Source organism: uncultured Oribacterium sp. (genome assembly GCF_902481605.1).
GTDB lineage: Bacteria > Bacillota > Clostridia > Lachnospirales > Lachnospiraceae > Oribacterium > Oribacterium sinus.
The window spans coordinates 52,304-71,365 of sequence record NZ_CABSXI010000002.1 but is presented as its reverse complement, the minus strand read 5'-3'; the positions used below and the strand labels follow the sequence as shown (position 1 = coordinate 71,365).

General features: G+C 42.5%; 15 protein-coding genes. 12 read left to right on the top strand and 3 right to left on the bottom strand.

The window, feature by feature from the left end; all coding sequences use genetic code 11:
• Nucleotides 1–26 precede the first annotated feature (26 nt).
• The 9 genes from RDQ32_RS01010 (at nt 27) to RDQ32_RS00970 (ending at nt 10,511) form a co-directional block, all read left to right on the top strand.
• Complete coding sequence (locus RDQ32_RS01010; protein WP_308578789.1) at nt 27–1,253, top strand: PDZ domain-containing protein; 1,227 nt, start codon at nt 27–29, stop codon at nt 1,251–1,253.
• A gap of 12 nt (nt 1,254–1,265) precedes the next feature.
• Nucleotides 1,266–2,249, top strand: coding sequence for an HD domain-containing protein (locus RDQ32_RS01005; RefSeq protein WP_308578788.1), 984 nt, complete (start codon nt 1,266–1,268; stop codon nt 2,247–2,249).
• Nucleotides 2,250–2,412: 163 nt separating this feature from the next.
• Entirely contained in the window at nt 2,413–4,086 is a 1,674-nt protein-coding gene (gene hemZ, locus RDQ32_RS01000; RefSeq protein ID WP_308578787.1) for a coproporphyrinogen dehydrogenase HemZ, read from the top strand.
• Between the two features lie 265 nt (nt 4,087–4,351).
• Nucleotides 4,352–5,296 carry an L-lactate dehydrogenase gene (locus RDQ32_RS00995; RefSeq protein ID WP_308578786.1) on the top strand — a complete coding sequence of 315 codons (945 nt, stop codon included), beginning with the start codon at nt 4,352–4,354 and terminating at the stop codon, nt 5,294–5,296.
• Between the two features lie 159 nt (nt 5,297–5,455).
• On the top strand, nt 5,456–6,499 hold the full coding sequence (locus RDQ32_RS00990) for a 3-deoxy-7-phosphoheptulonate synthase (protein ID WP_308578785.1): 1,044 nt from the start codon (nt 5,456–5,458) through the stop codon (nt 6,497–6,499).
• A 190-nt stretch (nt 6,500–6,689) separates the two neighbouring features.
• Nucleotides 6,690–7,910, top strand: coding sequence for a tyrosine--tRNA ligase (gene tyrS / locus RDQ32_RS00985; protein WP_308578783.1), 1,221 nt, complete (start codon nt 6,690–6,692; stop codon nt 7,908–7,910).
• 317 nt (nt 7,911–8,227) lie between these two features.
• The gene (locus RDQ32_RS00980; RefSeq protein ID WP_308578781.1) at nt 8,228–8,755 is read left to right on the top strand and encodes a VanZ family protein; all 528 of its coding nucleotides are present in this window, start codon (nt 8,228–8,230) and stop codon (nt 8,753–8,755) included.
• A gap of 193 nt (nt 8,756–8,948) precedes the next feature.
• On the top strand, nt 8,949–9,482 hold the full coding sequence (locus tag RDQ32_RS00975) for a hypothetical protein (RefSeq protein WP_308578780.1): 534 nt from the start codon (nt 8,949–8,951) through the stop codon (nt 9,480–9,482).
• Between the two features lie 93 nt (nt 9,483–9,575).
• Nucleotides 9,576–10,511: a diacylglycerol kinase family protein gene (locus tag RDQ32_RS00970; protein ID WP_308578779.1), complete on the top strand. Its 936-nt coding sequence runs from the start codon at nt 9,576–9,578 to the stop codon at nt 10,509–10,511.
• 114 nt (nt 10,512–10,625) lie between these two features.
• On the opposite strand, the gene RDQ32_RS00965 is transcribed toward RDQ32_RS00970, so the two are convergent.
• Together RDQ32_RS00965 and RDQ32_RS00960 are read right to left on the bottom strand one after the other, a co-directional pair.
• Nucleotides 10,626–11,150, bottom strand: a complete 525-nt coding sequence (locus tag RDQ32_RS00965) for a hypothetical protein (RefSeq protein WP_308578778.1) — start codon at nt 11,148–11,150, stop codon at nt 10,626–10,628.
• 221 nt (nt 11,151–11,371) lie between these two features.
• Complete coding sequence (locus RDQ32_RS00960) at nt 11,372–11,986, bottom strand: TetR family transcriptional regulator (protein WP_308578777.1); 615 nt, start codon at nt 11,984–11,986, stop codon at nt 11,372–11,374.
• A 229-nt stretch (nt 11,987–12,215) separates the two neighbouring features.
• Here RDQ32_RS00960 and RDQ32_RS00955 point away from each other — a divergent pair, with 229 nt between their 5' ends.
• From RDQ32_RS00955 to RDQ32_RS00945, 3 genes are all read left to right on the top strand, one after another.
• Entirely contained in the window at nt 12,216–14,258 is a 2,043-nt protein-coding gene (locus RDQ32_RS00955) for a hypothetical protein (protein ID WP_308578776.1), read from the top strand.
• On the top strand, nt 14,259–16,364 hold the full coding sequence (locus RDQ32_RS00950) for an efflux RND transporter permease subunit (protein ID WP_308578775.1): 2,106 nt from the start codon (nt 14,259–14,261) through the stop codon (nt 16,362–16,364). It begins immediately after the preceding gene.
• A gap of 555 nt (nt 16,365–16,919) precedes the next feature.
• Nucleotides 16,920–17,651, top strand: coding sequence for a hypothetical protein (locus RDQ32_RS00945; RefSeq protein WP_308578773.1), 732 nt, complete (start codon nt 16,920–16,922; stop codon nt 17,649–17,651).
• 489 nt (nt 17,652–18,140) lie between these two features.
• Here the strand turns inward: RDQ32_RS00945 and RDQ32_RS00940 are convergent, their stop codons facing one another.
• Nucleotides 18,141–19,061, bottom strand: a complete 921-nt coding sequence (locus RDQ32_RS00940) for a toll/interleukin-1 receptor domain-containing protein (protein ID WP_007156675.1) — start codon at nt 19,059–19,061, stop codon at nt 18,141–18,143.
• Between the last annotated feature and the right edge of the window lies 1 nt (nt 19,062).

Here is a 19,062-nt window from a genome sequence, read left to right as displayed (position 1 = left end):
ATAGCAGGGCTTTAGAGGAACGCAAGATGGAAGAACATTTTATTCGAGAGAAAATCGTAGGTCCTAAGGGAAAATGGAAAAAAAGGCTGAAGAAGGCGGTACTGATTCTGCTTTCCGGCGGACTTTTTGGTATAGCGGCAGCCTTTTCCTTCTTTTTTCTGGGAAAACGCCTTTCCCAAGGGGAGGCCGAGCAAGCAAAGGAAAGCATTGCCCTGGTGGAAGAAAGTACGGAGGCGGCATCGGAAAGCACGGCGGAAACCGAAGCGATTGAAGATGTAGTACAGTCAGAGTTGCAAAAGTTTGATTTCTCCGTATCCAGCTATGACAGCCTGATGTCCAATGCCAAAACGCTGATTTCCGAAGGTGAAAAATCCTTGGTAGAGGTCAGTATTCATACTCCCGGAGAAGATTCTCTCAGTGAAGCAAACCAGCATTGTACCGGGGTGATTTTAAAAAAGACCAAAGAAGAGGCGGTGATTCTCTTTTTGGGAGAGGCAAAGGCAGGGGCAGGATACGAGGTCACCTTTAATCGGGAAAAAAAGCTTCCCGCCACTCTTCGGGGGAAAAGCGGCAGGGATCGATGGGTGGTTCTTACCGTAGAACTTTCTTCTCTAACGGATAAGGAGTGGGAGAAAATTCAGGAAATGCCCAGAGGGAATTCCAGACTTCTGCAAAAGGGAGACACGGTACTGCTTTTAGGCTCCCCCTTGGGACAGGCCTATTCCTCGGCTTTAAGCACCATCGGTGTTTTGTCCTATGACAAGGCTTCGGAGGACAGGGTTTGGGAAGAAATCAAGATGCAGTTCTCCGGAGAAGAAAACAGCACAGCCTTTGTTTTAAACACAAAGGGGGAATGGGTAGGCTTCTACACGGAGGCAGAGGATAGAAAAGCAGGAAGACAGATTATCGGAATATCTGATGCTTTAGAAAGTCTGGAACGACTCAGTAATGGAGGAATTCTTCCCTATTTCGGCGTAAAGATTCAAAACAGTTCCAAGACCATGAAGGAGCTGGGAATTCCGGAAGGGGTTTATGTCACGGAGGTGGTGGAAGACAGTCCCGCCTACTCTGTTGGAATTCTCCCCGGGGATATTATCATAAAATTGAACGGAAAGAGCGTTGACACCGGCAAGGCTTTTCAGGATACTTTGCAGGAACAGGCGGAAGGAGCGGTTGTTCCCGTGGAACTTCTCCGTTATAATGGTAAAGAGTATGTAGAGTTAGTGCTTTCTTGCCCTATACAGGCAAGGTAGGAAGGAAAAAATATGGAACGAGTTCCTAACCCAAATCGCTTTATTGAGAATTTCCGAGATGGGCTTCGGGTGAATAATGTGTATCTTGTGAAAACCAAGAATGCAGCGGTGACAAAAAACGGAAAGGAATACTTAAATGTCTGCTTGCAAGACAGAACCGGCACCATTGATGCCAAGGTATGGGAACCCAATTCTCCGGGGATATCGGACTTTTCTCCCATGGACTATGTGTACGTAGAGGGAAATGTCAGCATTTACAACGGGGTAAATCAGCTGAGTATTCAGCGCCTGTCGGTGGCTTCCGAGGGAACCTATGCGGCGGAGGATTTTTTACCGGTCAGTAAGCATGACCGGGAGGAAATGGGGAAGGAGCTCTTTGCCCTGATTAAGACCGTACAAAACCCATATTTGCAGAAGCTGTTACAGAAGCTTTTTGTGGAGGACAAGGAATTTTACAAATGCTTTTCCTTCCATTCTGCGGCCAAATCCGTGCATCACGGCTATGTGGGGGGGCTTTTGGAGCATACCCTGTCTGTTGCCAAGCTTTGCGACTTTTATGCAAGACACTATGGGGATATCAATAGAGACATTTTGTTAAGCGCGGCTCTTTGCCATGACATCGGAAAGACCAAGGAGCTTACTCCTTTTCCGAAAAATGATTATTCCGATGAGGGACAGCTTTTAGGGCACATCTTAATCGGATACACCATGCTTTCGGAAAGGATGCAGGAAATTCCCGATTTTCCGGAGAATGTAAAGACAGAGTTTTTACACTGTATCCTGTCCCATCATGGGGAATTGGAATACGGTTCTCCCAAGAAGCCGGCTACCATGGAGGCTTTACTCCTTTCCTTTGCGGACAATACGGATGCCAAGCTGGAAACCATGCGGGAGTTTATCGAGCAGGGAGAAAAGTCCGGAAAGGCCAAGGAAGCCAACGGTTGGGTAGGCTTTAACAAGCTTTTGGACAGCAATGTAAAGAAGACTTTTAATTAAAAATTTTGTAGGGTGAATTCTGTAGGCTGAATTTTGTAGAGTAAATCCTATAGAGTAAATCCTATAGAGTAAATTCTATAGAGCAAATTCTATAGTGTATATTCATCAAGAGTTTTCAGAGATTTCTCAGTTAGATTTTATATAGTATGTAAAAGAGGATTTTGTGATTCGATTATTTTTAGGAGATAAGGTGCTTCCTTTTGAAGCGGACATTCGGGAGCTCTGTAAGGCATTTTACCCCGGGGAAGATTTCCAGATTCATAGCAGTCAGGGGATTCGCCTGATGGAAACCACACAGGAGGAGAAGAATGCCTTTAAGCGGGCGAAGGAAGTGGGACAGCCCACAGAGGTAAATAAAAAGAGCTTAAAGCATAAGCCGGAAGAAAAGAAAAATCGCATTTTAACAGAGGAGGGGATTCTCGACCCTTCTCTGTTCCTCTTTTCTCTGGAAATCACCGGAGAAGAGCTTAGCTTTACCGGAGATAGGGGAAAGAATAAGTCCATTTTAAAGGCCTATCTTTATGATATTTTGGAAAAACAAAGCGGAAGAAGCCTGCCTTGGGGAGACTTAACCGGCATTCGTCCTGTAGGGCTTTGCCGGAAAATGCGGGAAGAAAAGGGACAGAGTCCCGAAATTTTGTTCCCTGCTCTAAAAGAAGAGTATCGTTTGGAGGGAGAGAAGGCGGAGCTTTTATATAAAATTTCCCTACAGGAGGAAGATATTTTACAAAGGGCGGAAAAGGCTTACGGAAAAAACATTTCCGAAGGTTACAGTCTTTATATCAATATTCCCTTTTGTCCTACCCGTTGTGCCTACTGCTCCTTCCTTTCCATGCCTATGGGAAGTTTTTCCGAAAGGATGCCGAAATACCTTTCTCTTTTAGAGGAGGAAATGCTTTTTGTGCTGCGAGAAATGGGGGAGAAAAGAGGAAAGCAGCTGCAAAGCATTTATATCGGTGGCGGAACCCCAACAGCCCTAGGGGAAAAGGATCTGGAAATCCTGCTTTCCTTAGTGGATAAGCACTGCTTTTCCAAAGGAAAGGGCGCCATAGAATATACGGTGGAGGCCGGAAGACCGGATTCCATTAATCGGGAAAAGCTAAAGCTTCTACAGGATTTCTCTGTAGATAGAATTTCCATTAACCCCCAAAGCTTCCATCAGAAAAGTTTAGACATTATCGGAAGAAAACATTCCGTGGAAGAGGTGAAGGAAAAATATTCTCTGGCAAGGGAATTAGGTTTTGACAACATTAACATGGACTTAATCTTAGGTCTGCCGGGAGAGCATTTGCAGCAGGTGGAGGAAAGCCTTTCCGAAATCCTGCGCCTGGCGCCGGATAGCTTGACGGTACATTCCTTGGCGGTGAAGCGGGCCGCCAGACTAAAGGCGGAGGAAAATCATTTTCGAGAAATCTATCAGGCAGGAGGAGAGGCGGAAAGCTTTTCCTTGGATAGAGAGTTTTCCATTCCCTATCTGCCTTCCTTAAAGAAGCGACAGGAGAGAAGAGAAATCGAGTGGATGATGCTTTGCAGTATGGATACGGCGGAGAAATTGGATTTACAGCCCTACTATCTTTATCGCCAGAAAAACATGGCGGGAAATCTGGAAAATATCGGTTTTGCCAAGGAAGGGAAGGAGTGCCTTTACAACATTTTTATGATGGAAGAAAAGCATAGTGTTTTAGGAATCGGGGCAGGAGCTTCCAGTAAGATTCTCTTTCCGAAAGGCCGAATCGAAAGAACGGACAATGGAAAGGATATGCATTCTTATTTGGAGCGTTTTCCGGAGTATCTGGAAAAGAAACGGAGACTTTTGGAAGAGGAGGAGCTTCGGTAAAAGGGGCTGTAAAAAAATCAAAACAGTTTTCTAAGCAATATTGCCGAAAATCTATTTCTTATTTTGATTTTCACAGCCCCTTTTATGGGCAAAGAGGTTTAAAGACAAGTAATACGGAGTAAAGAAACTTTGAATATGGTCGAAATAGTAAGGGAAAGTATGTATAAAATTCAAAAACTCCTAGAAAACAACTAGGAGTTAGTCTATACTACTCTTGTCCAAAGCTTTTAAGGAGTGGGGGAAGAATTCCCGGAAAGGATGCAAAATGAATATTCAAGAGAGAAAAGTAGGGGTTATCGGCTGTGGATTCGTAGGAGCAAGCTCTGCCTTTGCCTTAATGCAAAGCGGACTGTTTTCCGAAATGGTTTTAAACGATGCGGACAGAGCGAAGGCGGAGGGAGAAGCACTGGATATCAGTCACGGACTTCCCTTTGCAAAGCCTATGAAGATTTATGCCGGAGACTATGACGATTTGATGGATTGCTCCATCCTGGTGATTACGGCAGGAGCAGGACAGAAACCGGGAGAAACCCGTTTGGATCTGGTGAAGAAGAATGTGGGAATTTTCAAGACCATTATTCCGGAGATTGCCAAGAGAAATTATAAAGGAATCCTTCTGATTGTAGCCAATCCTGTGGATATTTTAACTTATGCGGCGGTAAAGCTTAGCGGCTTCCCGGAGAATCGGGTATTCGGCTCCGGAACCGTATTGGACACCGCAAGACTGAAATATCTTCTGGGAGAGCACCTTTCCATTGATAACCGTTCCGTGCATGCCTTCATTATCGGAGAGCACGGAGACAGCGAGATTGCCGCTTGGAGCAGTGCCAATGTATCCGGTATCCCCTTGAATGATTTCTGTGAGCTTAGAGGGCACATTGAGCATGACGAGTCCATGAGACGCATTGCGGAAAATGTAAAAAACAGCGCCTACGAAATTATTGAAAAGAAGAAGGCTACCTACTACGGTATTGCTATGTCCGTTCGCAGAATCTGTGAAGCCATTATTCGAGATGAGAAATCCATCCTGCCGGTTTCCAGTATGCAGCACGGAGAATACGACATTCATGATGTGTCTCTTTCTGTTCCGGCTATTGTGGGAAGAGGGGGCGTGGAAAGGGTAGTATCCATTGAATTAAGTCCGGAGGAGAAAGAAGCATTACAGGCTTCTGCGGATACCTTAAAGAAAGTTATTGATGACGCCCTGTAAAAGGTCTTGCCTAAATCGGAAATTTTAAGGAGAGTGCCCTGTAAAGAGATAGTTATTCTATTTGCTATAGCCTAAAGAGGATGCCTGTTCCGGGCATCCTCTTTTCTTGCACTTTTTTTCAACTTCCTTTATACTTTAGCAGAAAAGAAAGGAGAAAGTATGGGATTAGAATTCATTCATAAGTTACCCTCCGCATCAGAGGTAAAGGAACAGTATCCGTTGTCTTCCGAGCTGATTGCTCAGAAAGCGAAAAGGGACGAAGAGATTAAGGCGATTTTCACAGGAGAAAGTCACAAGTTTTTGCTGGTGATCGGGCCCTGTTCCGCAGACCATGAGGATCCTGTACTGGAGTATTGCCACAAGCTTAAAGAAATTGCCAAAGAGGTGGAGGACAAGATTTTAATTGTTCCCCGTATCTATACCAATAAACCGAGAACAACAGGAGAAGGCTACAAGGGTATGCTCCATCAGCCGGATCCGGAAAAGCGCGCCAATCTGATTGAAGGGATTTTTGCCATTCGAAAGCTCCACATGCGAGTTTTGGAGGAAACAGGCTTCAGTACCGCAGATGAGATGCTTTATCCGGATAACCTGTCCTACCTGTCCGATATGCTGTCCTACATTGCGGTGGGAGCCCGTTCGGTAGAAAACCAGCAGCACCGTTTGGTGGCTTCCGGGGTGGATGTTCCCTGCGGCATGAAGAATCCCACCTCAGGAGACTTAGGAGTAATGTTAAACTCCATTTATGCAGGACAGCATGGCCATGAATTCATTTTCCGGGAATGGGAAGTAAAGTCCTCCGGAAATCCCTATACCCATGCCATTATGCGAGGCTTACAGAATAAGCACGGGGAAATGGTGCAGAACTACCACTATGAAGACTTAAAGCTTTTACATTCTCTTTATGAGGAGCGGAATCTGGTGAACCCTGCTGCGGTAGTGGATACCAACCATTGTAATTCCGGAAAGAAGCATAGAGAGCAGCTTCGTATTGCTCAGGAAATCATGCATTCCAGAAAGTATTCCCAGGAGCTGGCCAACTTTGTGAAGGGACTGATGGTGGAGTCCTATCTTGTGGAAGGGGCTTGCAAGGTGGAGGAACATATCTTCGGAAAGTCCATTACTGACCCCTGTATCGGCTGGGAGGATACGGTTCGTTTGATTTCCAATGTCTACGAGTACGAGCAGCAGACCAAATATTAATACAGCACGACAAGAGCAGTTTGATTTTTGAGGGAATGAAAGCAAGTGAGATACCACACACTATTGCCGGGATATTCCTTAAGAACGAGATACTCCGCGCCGTGAGAGAGATGTAAAATCAGGCAGGATTTTTCTTTTGAAAGAAAGACAGATCCTGCTCAGTCAATGATGAGAAAAGGAAGGAAGCAGTATGGGAGTTTACGAAGAATTACAAGAGAGAGGATTGATTGCCCAGGTTACAAATGAAGAAGAAATCCGAAAAATGGTCAATGAAGGAAAGGCAATCTTTTATATTGGCTTCGACCCCACTGCGGATTCTCTTCATGTAGGGCACTTTATGGCGCTGTGCCTGATGAAGCGTTTGCAGGCAGCAGGCAATAAGCCTATCGCCTTAGTGGGAGGCGGAACCGGTATGATCGGAGATCCTTCCGGTCGTTCCGATATGCGGCAAATGATGACCACCGAAATGATTGACCATAACTGTGCCTGCTTTAAGAAGCAGATGAGCCGTTTCATTGACTTCTCCGAGGGGAAGGCATTAATGGTAAACAATGCGGACTGGCTTAGAGATATGAACTTTATGGAGTTCTTGCGAGAGGTAGGTCCTCATTTTTCCGTAAATGAAATGCTGAGAGCCAGATGCTATGTGAACCGTCTTGCTCAGGGACTTTCCTTCTTCGAGTTTTCTTATATGCTGATGCAGGGCTACGATTTCTATCGTCTCTATGAGGACTACGGCTGTAACATGGAGTTCGGCGGAGATGACCAGTGGTCCAATATGCTGGCAGGAACAGAGCTGATTCGTAAGAAGCTGGGGAAGGATGCCCATGCTATGACCATCACCCTTCTCACCAATAAGGAAGGAAAGAAGATGGGAAAGACCGCCAGCGGTGCGGTTTGGCTGGATGCAGCAAAGACCAGTCCTTACGACTTCTACCAGTATTGGAGAAATGTGGATGATGCGGATGTGGGAAAATGTCTTCGCCTCCTGACCTTCATTCCGATGGAAGAAATCAAGAAGATGGATGCCTGGGAAGGAGCAGAGCTGAATAAAGCTAAGGAAATCTTGGCTTACCATTTGACAGAGCTGGTACATGGTGCGGAGGAAGCTAAGAAGGCGGAGGAAGCAGCCAAGTCCTTATTTGCAGGGGGCGGAAATTCTGCAAATACCCCGAAGTGCGTCCTAAAGAAGGCAGAGTATCCAGAGGGAATCGACATTTTGAACCTTTTGGTTGTGAGCGGTTTGGCACCATCCAAGGGAGAAGCCAGAAGAAATGTGCAGCAGGGCGGCGTAAGCTTTGCCGGAGAGAAGATTACGGATATCGGAAGACAGCTATCCCTTTCCGAACTGGAGAATGAACCCTTGCTCCAGAAGGGGAAGAAGAGCTTTATGAAGATAGTGTTGGAGTAATAGCAAATATAAAAAATAGAATAAAATGAAAAAAGATGAGGGACAGGGTTCCCTCATTTTTTCTTTTAGTAGAAACATTTTCATTAAGTGACTTTTCTTGGAGATTTAGGTCAATAAAGATTTAATATTTTAGAAAGCTTAATTATATTGCAATTTTTTTAGTTAAGTGCTAAAACCTATCACAATAGACAATAGCATACGGGTGAAAAGTACGGCGGACAATTATCTTCATTGAGAAGGCATTGAAAGTTTGGATTATATTTTGGAAGGAAGGACATCTCCAATCTATTTCCACAAATTTGAAAGGGGTGATTCTTATGATTAGTTTCCTTTTTCAGTATCCTTATAGTAGAGTGCTTATTTTAGCTTTTGCACTTGGACTGATTTACTTTATTTCTTCAAAGAGAAAGTATAGCTACGGGCATCGCTGGGGATTGATTAACTATATGGCATTGCTTGTGTTGATTTATCTCATTCCTCATAGCATAAGCCATAGGGATTTATCCATCCCGCAGATCCTTCAGGATATTGAGTTGAATCCGTTCTTGTTTTTGAGATACAACATGCTATCCAATCTTATAATTGTAGTATCATTTCTTCCCTTACCGGGACTTCTCTTTTCCGTAGTGAAGGAGAAAAAGAAGGTACTTCTCTATGCGGTATTGATTGGATTTGGTATTGAATGTATTCAGCTTCTTTTGAATATCCTATTCCATTCCCCGATTTTTGTGGTGGATGTTAATGATTTAGTCTTGTATACTTTGGCAAATTTCATTGGATACTCTCTGTTCCTTCTTTTACAGAACAGAAATATATCCATGCCTCTTGGGACTCAAAAAGCTTAAGGTATAATGGACGATTCAAGAATTAGAATCTCTTGAATTCGTGAAGAACATTTCAAAATTCTAAGTTCTTACGAAAGTTTTACAAAACTCTGTATCTTTTTCCCCGTGGATTGTCATGATAACGAAAAACGGATATACTGATAAAGCCGGTGAGATACCGGCTTTATTTTTCATTGTGAGGGGTAAGTTCTCTATGTTAAAAAGAGTTTCATTATTAATGATATGCCTTCTTGGCGTTTTATTTTTTTCCTTCTCGGCTTTTGCGAAGGAGCAGTTACAGCTTCATGTGGAATATGTGGAAGGAAAGGTAAACGATCCTGTCAGCAAGTCTGCCAGAGTAGCTTACATTGTCCATGAGAATCCGGTATTCTCCGTATCCGGTAAGGGAGAAGTAGAGGTTGTTGCTTACAAGAACACCTACCTACAGGATGAGGACAAGGGTGTTCGCAATCGTTTATGGAAGAAGACCGTAAAGGACGGAGAGCAGTTTAGCTTTATTCCCGAGGAAGAGTTCCGAAATGCTGAAGAAGAGGGAACACTTTATGGACTTTCCGATTGTTATGTGTTGCGGATTCAGGAAAAGGGTAGCCCGGATTATCAGGAAGTTTTCGTAGGTGTTGTAGAAGAGAATACCTTTAAGGACTTCCAGGCTAAAGCGAAAGAGAAGGAAGCACGCTTAGAACAGAAGATGAAGGACTTAGGTCCTGCGGCTAAGAAGACCGCATAATAAAAGAAGGAAGAGAGGAAGAATATCCAAGCGGATGGATTCCTCTTTTTTAATAGTAAAAAACATGTACCGCATCAACTAAGAGGGTAAACCATGAAAAAAGTATTGCTTTTAATGAACGCACAGAGTGGACAGGGGAAGGGAAAGGAGCTTTGCTATCAGGTGGTAGAAGGTCTTTCCTTATTAGGTTGTATCGTAACGGTTTTTCCTATTCTTCCCAAGCATAGGGACTTACGAACGGAAGAGCTGGTAAAAAAGTTGGGGAAGGATTATGATTTGCTGGTCTGTGCCGGTGGAGACGGAACGCTGCATTATCTTATGAATGCCATTCTGAAAGAGAAGTTGGATATTCCCATGGGCTATATTCCCTGCGGTTCCACCAATGATTTTGCCTACTCTTTAGGAATTCCCAAGGATTTGCAGGAGAATCTGAGGGCTATGGTGGAAGGAAAATGCTTTTATTATGATGTAGGAAGTCTTCAAGGAAAATATTTTAATTATATTGCGGCCTTTGGAGCCTTTACCAAGGTGAGCTACGGAACTGACCAGGAATTAAAGAACAATTTGGGGCATTTGGCATATTTGCTGGAATCCCTTCGTACCTTACCGGAAAATATGAGCCAGAGTATTCCGCTAAAATTCTCTGCTGAAAATTTTTCCGAAGAGGGAGAGTATATTTTTGGCGCCGTTTCCAATGCCTATTCCGTGGCAGGCTTTTCTGGTCTGCCGGGACAGAACCTTCAGGAGAAAATGAATATAGATTTGGCGGACGGAGAATTTGAGGTTTTACTGATTCGTTCTCCGAAAAATATCGGAGAGCTGGGAGAGATTGCAGGAACCCTCCTTCGGGGAGATATCCCGGAGAATCACCCTTATGTGAGCTTTTTCAAAACCCATTATTTGGAGTTTCAGGGGGAAAAGCCGGTGGAATGGACCTTGGACGGAGAATTCGGAGGTGCCTATAAAGCGGGCAGTATCGAAATACATAAAAAGGCAGCAGGGATTATGCTTCCGAAAATAGAGACTTAAATAGAGATGAGAGAAGTGCTCTTGCAGGTACCAAAGAATCCCCAAAATCAAGCAGAAAATGAAATCTACTGCTTGATTTTAGGGATTCTTCTTTTATCTCGTAAAACTTACATTTTATACGGAAATATTAATATCCTTATTGTCTTTTCCTTCTTCCTGATTAATGTACTCCTGCACAATAGCCGGATCATATGGCTTAGGGTGATGCCAGCCCGGAACCTTACTTTTGATATATCCCATGATTTTATCCATTTCAGAAAACTTTAACTCCTCTATGGTATAAAGAACGGATATTCTTTCCGGGCCATTCCTGGTCTTTGCATAGGCCTTGTATTTTTCGTTATAACTATGGACTTTCTCGAAGGAGCTACCTCCCTGTTCCTTTAAATATCTTTCTCTGATTTGGTGTTTCACTAAATCTTCAATATCTTTACTTAAAGGTACAATATGCTTCGGCTCCACATCGGGGTTCCAACCACATAACCATCTGTCTCCACCGGTAGCTTCTACATTTCGATAGGATCGTTCTAAGTCGGAAATAGATTGATTCCCATCGCTATCGGAAGAGCCTTGTTTAGAAGTGGCTTTCTCATAATCCTGTTTTTTAAGGGCATAATTCGCCATTTCAGTTACTGTCATAGTTTTACCTCTTAACCCATCTCCCTTTCTTTTAAATAATTTCATGCGGTTTTGCATACTATTTCATTTATAGTAATATCGGTATAATAAATAAATTAATAAATAGAATGCGTTCCATTACTGAATATTCTTTAGGAAAAAGAGGCGAAGCTAGCGGGAGCGTGCCCTGATTCAGATCTATATTGAGTAAAAAACATCTGGTTTGATTTTATAATCCCTTTTTATCGTGCAAATTCCTCCAATGCCGCCGGCATAGTGGACTGCAGATACCGCAAGATAAATCGAATACATTCCTGCTTATTAAAGGGGGACTTTTTTTGAAGATATAAGAGTAGAATTTGTGCAATACTGGCGATATAGCTGTCCACCAGCGTATCCAAAAACTTCTGCTCGATGCCCAAGGGATTGGAAGCTTCCGCTATTTTTCCCCCATTCCTCTTCAAGACATCCTCCATTCCTTTTTCCATGGCCCAGGAGATTACTTTACGGAAGTCCTTATTTAAGAAACGAACCAAAGCATCCCTACCCATGGAATCATAGACACAGTTTACAAAATGACGGTTCTTCTCAATGGAATCAAAAACCAGGGCAAGGGAATTTTCATAGTCCTCCTGATTCTGAATTTCAAAAATCAATCTTTGACTTTCTTGTGTTACCATCCATTCCAAAAGTCCGTAAATATCCGGAAAATAATAATAAAAGGTCTTTCTATTGATGCCGACCTTTTCAATCAGCTCCCGAACGGTAATCTTTTCCAGGGGCTTTTTTTGTAAATAAAATTCCAAGGCTTCTGCCAACTGTCTTTGGGTTCTTTCCCTACACTCGTGTTTTTTCATTTTTATACCACATTTGTCCCATATTGTCCGTTTTTTTTCCTTTGCCAAAGGCTTAGGATAGCTACTGTTGCTCATGGCTTTCTTTTTAGTATAGCAAAAAAAGGAGAAAAACAAAGAAATAAGCATTGAAATAGTATGAGTAAAACAGTATGGGAAAAGGTTTTGAAAGCAGAAGTGCTTTAAAGACAAAAGTAGCATTGGAATCGTATAGAACAAGGAGGGTACAAGCATGAAAAATCAGAGAATTTACAATAGAGCAATAGCAAGCAATCAAAACGGTAATCAGAAGAATACTCGAAATGGTAAGCAAAGGAGCAGTGAAAGGAATAAGCAATGGAAAAGAGCAGTTTGTATTGCTCTTTGTTTAAGTCAGGTCCTTGCCTTGTCCATCTCGGCTTTGGCAGAGGTGCAAAAACCTCGCTATCACGAGAACTACTATGCCTTATTAAGCCCCACCGGAGAATTCAAGCAGGGCTCTTTGGTAAGAGAGTATGAAACCAAGGGCTATTCCAGTCTTACAGATTACGGAACTTATGAAAATGTAAAAAATCTTAGCAACAGTGTAGCGGTAGAGTCCAATGGAAATCAGCATACCTTAGACCTGTCCAAGGGAAATGTAGACTCTCTCTTTTTGGAGGGGGAAACGTCAGAACCCTACGGTCTCTTGCCTTGGAGTATTCAGATTCGCTACGAGCTGAATGGTTTGGAGGTACAGCCGGAAACTCTTGCGGGAGAGAAGGGCTTGGTGAAAATTCATGTGCAGTTTAAAAAGAATCCCAATGCCCAGGATTATGCAGCGAAAAACTATGTGCTGATGGCTAAAAGTAGCTTTAGCGCAGAGGACATTTTATCCCTAAAGGCAGAGAAGGCTCAGGTGGTATCCTTGGGAGAGAAGAAGGAAGTGATTTTCGTCCTCCTTCCCGGAGAGGAAGACGACTTTACCATTGAGGTGGGAAGCAACTCCTTTAGTTTTTCCGGTTTACAATTTCAGATGGCTCCCCTTCGTTCCTCTCAGGTGGAGAAAATTACGGATTTACGAGAGGCAAAGGAAGAGTCGGAGGACTCCTACCGCGCCCTGAAGGACGCCGGAAACAGCCTTTTGGATTCCTTGGATGCCTCTCAGAAATCCGTGGAAGCGATGCAGAAAAACATTAACAACAGTGAAGCTCTACTTCGGAAGACACAGGAAGAGGGAAGAGCTTATCAAAACAATAGAGACCAAATCTATCAGGATATGGAGACTGTGAATAGCAGCATTAGCCCTCTTACGGAAAATGTGGAGGATTTCAACGGACTGAGTCGGGATACCAAGAACAATATCAGCGAAAGCCAGAGCAATATGAATCGTTTGCAAAATGCCATGCTTGAGTTGGAGGATTCTTTGGTAGCCCTTCGGGGAGATGTACCCGGTCAGACAGAGATTGATAAGGCACAGCAGAGTCTTAGTCAGGTGGAAGCCTTACTTTCCGCAAAAAAGCAGGGATCCGTACAGAACAGCTTAGCGAATTTATCGGCTAAGCTGGAGGGCTCTCCTTTGAAGGATCAGATTATGGCTCTGGTGCAGGAATATATTTCTATGCAGGCAGAGGAGGTCGGTACAGAGGCGGAGATGCAGAAGCTTGCAATGGAAAAGCTAAGTCCTGCCTTAAAGGAATTTTCCTCCAATGCCCATTCCGGACTGACAAACTCTAAAGAGAGTCTTTCCGTTTTGGAAGACAACATTGAAGATGTGAAGAGATTGCAGGAAACCCTGAAAAGCTATGCGGAGAAGGGAGAGGAAACCGGCAGGAACTTAAACACGCTTTTGGAGAACAGTCAGAAAACCATGGAGGATTTACGAGGAACCCTGCAAGAGCAGGATGCTTACCTTCGAGGAAAGAGAGAGGAGGCCTATACTTCCATTGAAAATAATTTAAATGCTACCGAGAAAATGCTGAAAAACGGAGAGGCTGTTTTGGATTCTACCGGAGCTGTTCGTAATGCCAAGGGAGAGTTGGAAGCCCTTGTGGAGAAGAAGTGGGATGAAAATGTAGGGGAAAAGTCCAGTGTTTTGGAAATTGATCCTAACAGACCCATTGAGTCCTTAATGCCTTCCGAAAATGACAATATTGTGGATGTGGCTGTGACCTTACGTACCGAAGAAATCAAAGAGGTAAAGGAAGAAACGGTAAAGACTAAAGAAACGAAAGAGCCTAGCCTCTGGGATAGACTGAGACAAGTGGCAAACAAGGTATGGAAAGGAATCACCTCTATTTTCAAAGGAGGGAAGTAAATGAGTATAAGCGAAAAATGTGCAGATTTTATTGTTAAATATAGAGAAAAAATCAGTCGAGTTTTCTGGGGACTCTTAGGCATTTCCCTGATTCTTTGCCTCTTTGTACAGGTAAATTACGACTTAAGTAAGTATCTTCCGGAGTCCTCCCTTACTCAGCAGGGAATTCAGAAAATGGAGGACAGCTTCGGCTATCCCGGAACGGCAAGAATCATGCTGAAGGATGTTTCCATGGGAGAAGCCCTCTCTTATAAGGAACAGATTGAGCATATTTCCGGCGTAGACCGGGTAAGCTTTTCCACAGGCTCCAAAAGTGCCTATGCTCCTGAATTTATGGAAGAAAAGGAGAAGGAAAAGGATTTAGATTATAAGGACGGAAACGCCTTATTTCATGTAGTCTTTGTAAATGGAGACAGTGACGTACAAACAAAGAAGACCCTTAGGGAAATCGAAAGCCTTTTGGGAGACAAGGCGGTGTATGCAGGCCTTGCCGTACAAAGTAAGACGGTGGAGGAACAGGTAAGCAGCCAAATGGGCTTGATTTTAGGCCTGGGACTTGGCTTTATTTTCCTGATTCTGATTATAATGACCAATTCCTACGGAGAGCCCTTCTTATTCCTGATTACCATTCTCCTGGCGGTGGGACTAAACCGGGGAACCAATGTTTTCTTAGGAAAGGTGTCCTTTATCACCAATAACGTTGCGGCAATTTTGCAGATCGCAGTATCCATGGATTATGCCATCTTCCTGCTTCACTCCTTTGAAACAGGTCTTGAAAAAGGCATGGATAAGGAAAAGGCCCTGTCCTATGCGGTAGGAAAATCCTTAAGCACAATTCTGGCATCTTCTCTGACCACCGTGGGAGGCTTTCTGGCTCTCTGTGCCATGAGCTTCGGCATCGGTAAGGATATGGGAATCGTGCTGGCAAAGGGTGTGGTATTTAGCCTTTTAACAGTTATTTTCTTTATGCCGGCTCTTTTGCTTCGGATGTGGAATTTTGTGGAAAAGACCAGACACAAGCCCTTTGTTCCCTCCTTTAAGCCCTTGGCAAAGCTTGCCTATAGGCTGAGCCCCCTTGTACTGATACTGACCATTCTTTTGGTTTATCCCTTGAATATCATGCAGGGGATGAATGACTTCCGCTTCAGTAACGGTGCGGTGGTAAAGGGAGAAGGCACGAAAATTTCCGAAATGGAAGAAGAAATTAATGGGGTTTTCGGAGAAGAAAATCTCTTGATTGCCCTTTATCCGGAGGGAAGAAATGATAGAGAGAAGGCCTTGGGAAATCTTTTAACTTCCCTACCCTATGTGGAAAATGTGCAGTCCTTAAGTTCATTATTACCGGAGGGAGTACCGGAGTTTATGGTACCGAAGTCCTCCTTGGATTTAGTCAGAAAAGACGGCTACAGCAGAATGGTCATTACCTTAAACCTTCCCGGAGAAAGTCAGGAATCCTATAAGGCGGTAAACACCATTCGACAGATTTTAAAGGTTTACACCGGAGAGGACAGCTATCTGGTGGGAGATACCACTGCCACCATGGATATGGAAAATATCCTTCGCACAGATAATGCTAAGGTAAATACCCTGTCCATGATTATCATCTTCCTGGTGGTAATGCTTTCCTTCAAGTCGGTAGTCTTTGCCGTAGTGGCAATGATTCCTATCGAACTGGCCATTATGAGCAATATGTCCTTCTCCTTCCTGGAAGGCACCAATATGATTTTTATCGGCTATGTTATCGTGTCCAGTATTCAGCTGGGCGCAACGGTGGACTACGCCATCTTGACCTTGGATCACTTCAAGGAGGAAAGAGAGAAAAAGAGCAGAAAGGAAGCCATTATCGCTTCCATTGAAAAGAGCCTATCCTCCCTATTCGTTTCCGGAACCATCTTGGCGGTAGTAGGCTATGTGATTTCCTTTATCTCCTCCGTTCCGGCCATTGGTCAGCTGGGAAAATTGATCGGAAGAGGCGCCGTATGTTCTCTCTTCTTCGTAATCTTCCTCATGCCCTCACTTTTAGGCATTTTGGATAGAGTGCTGATTTTCGCAGAAAAGAAAAAGAAGGCGGTGAAGAATAAAGTTGCCGGCGCTGTTGTAGTATAGACCTGTATTGGGGGCGCTCTTTACAACCTAGTTTGTCGTAGTGAAAGGCTATACATTATAGATATTCGCTCTGATGCCATATAGACCTGTAAGTGGGGCACGCTCTCGCTAACCTCGCCTCGTAGCGGATACTAAGCGAAAAACACAGTTTCTGTGTTTTTCGCAAGTACCGACGGGCTCAGATTGCCCCTTTTACAGGGATATGCTGCATCAGTCGCTGAAACTTGTTGGTTTTTACAGTCCTTCACTAATTCTGAGTCTTTCGCATCCGGCAAGTATCGATGGGTCAGATTGCCCCTTTACAGATCTATATTGCATTAGTTGCTTTAACTTGTCGGATGCTATTTGTAAATGATGGGAGAGTTTTGCTATAGAGAAAATAAAGTGAATTTTGTATAATACTGTTGCAAAATTAGAGGGAAGTTATATTTGCACAGGAGATTCATTATGACGAGAGAGGAAAGAGCAGAAAAGTGGTTTTCCAATATATCCGGTGCTGAATCCATCAGCATAGAAAGCAAAATAGAAATATGTGATAAGGCTGCAAAGAGAATGATGATTATCATTTTGGGCTTATTGACTTTAGAGTTCATTTTGCTATTCGTTGTAGGAGGAGAAATCTTCACTAGGGTAGCAGACTTTTTGAATCGCATTTCGGAAGGCGGACATACGGGAAATCACTCTCAAGGTCTTGCACTTACAGGAATCATTGTGTTCTTACCTGTTTTTATAATCCCTTTGACGGCTGCTTTTAGCTATAAAAATAATTATCTTAAAGCTGAACTGGCTAAGATTGTGACCAGTAGAGAAAATACTGCTGGCAAAGAGTCGGCTTTGCCAAGTTTTACTAAAGAAAGTGAAAGCGATATTCTCCATTTTGATACTTTGAATTTCAAATTAGCGATTATTCAAGTCTTGATGTATGACCTGCATTTGCTGAAGCCGGAATTTGATATCTATGCTTTTGCCGACCAATATAAAGGCAAAAATATCGATACGGACAGTGATGCCATTATAGAACCTGCGATGAATTTCTTTAAGGAAATGGAAATTCCAAAGAACTTTGCCCCCTATGTGGAAATGCTCTACATGGACGGCGGGAATGATGTGTACATGAACATTATTCCCCAGTGGGATGGAGAAGACGACAGTTTTGACCTAAATGAAATCACTTTGGAAGAACTACAGCAATTTCCAAATCTAAAAAAAGCTAACCTTATGAGCAGTGATTTTGATAAGGTAAAAGAAGTATTCGAGGCTGCAAATATTGCAGTAGAACCGCTTTAACAATGAAAACAAATGATAGTATTAGCAAAGTTGGTAAGGAGATATGTAAAGTATGGGAGCGTTCTAAGCTCTGAGGCAGTGAAGGACTATAAGAATCCCAAAGCTAAAGCGATTGATCCAGTATAGGCCTGTAAAAGGGGCAATCCAGTCCACCGCACTTACTGAGCACAAGAGCAATGAAGGACTATAAGAATCTCATTATGTCGCAATAAGCCATGTGATTAAAAAGCTTGTCAGAACCATCTTTCGGATGGAAATAACCCATACGTCATATCAGCCTTTATAAGTTAAATTAGCTCATAATCTTTTCTGAGAGCATCATCGCTGATGCTCTATTCGTCATACAGTTTTCAATGTACTAATCTATCTAAAATACGTTTCCGTATTTTATTCTAAAAATCTTAATCTTATGCTTGACTATTAATAGTTAGTCTTTCGTTAAAATAAAAAAGAGATATCATTTCTGCTATCCCTTTCAAAGTGTCACAATTAAAATTTTAAGTCTTTTGAAATATCTTCTATATTTCTATAATGATTTTCTATTTCTTCTTGCTTCTTTCTTTTTAATTGTTCTTCTCTTCTTCTATATTGTTTTTCTTCTTCATTTGTTTTTTCTACACACAAGATTAAGGTATCTCTATGATATTGTTTTACCTCTTCGATTGTTGTTCCATCTAAAATGATTTTATCAGATTCAACTCTAGCTATTCCAGGTCTATGCATTGATGTAAAACTTGGTGGGTAATTCCAATTTCTTAAAAACAATTCAGACCATGTGCTAGTTGGTTTGCTAGATAATCTAAAATGGATTCTATACAAAGCAGAACCTCTTGTTCCATCATTTTTTGGCAAGGTAACTTCATTTGTTATAATGCCCACTATTTTTATATCGTCTCCCTCAATTGTTATTGGTTCATATTCATCAACATAATATGGTCTTATACCTACTTTAGGTTTCTTTTTAACTTTAAATATTGATGCAATAAGATCCTTATATGAATCTTCATTAAATGGATTACCTCTTAAATCTATTGCAAGTTTTCCATCTAGGTAAGTAGGCAAAGCTGAATTAAAATCTCCTTGTCTAATGACTGGAATAAACTTCCTATCATTGTGATTATTGTAGAGTTCCGCAGATATTATATGACTTTCATAACCTACACCTTTTTCTCTATTATTAGCTTTCCTTTTATACTCTTCAGTGCAAATTATAATTACATAATCACTATCTCTTATCGAGCTTTCCATAAATTTTGGAAGTCTATCCCCTGGACTTACATCATAGCTATCTATTATGGCTTCAATACCATCTGCTAACAATTTATCTGCTAGAGATTTAACCCAATCAGAGTGTTCTTTGCTTTCCCACGAATATGATATAAATACTTTTGGAATATTGTTTTCTATCATT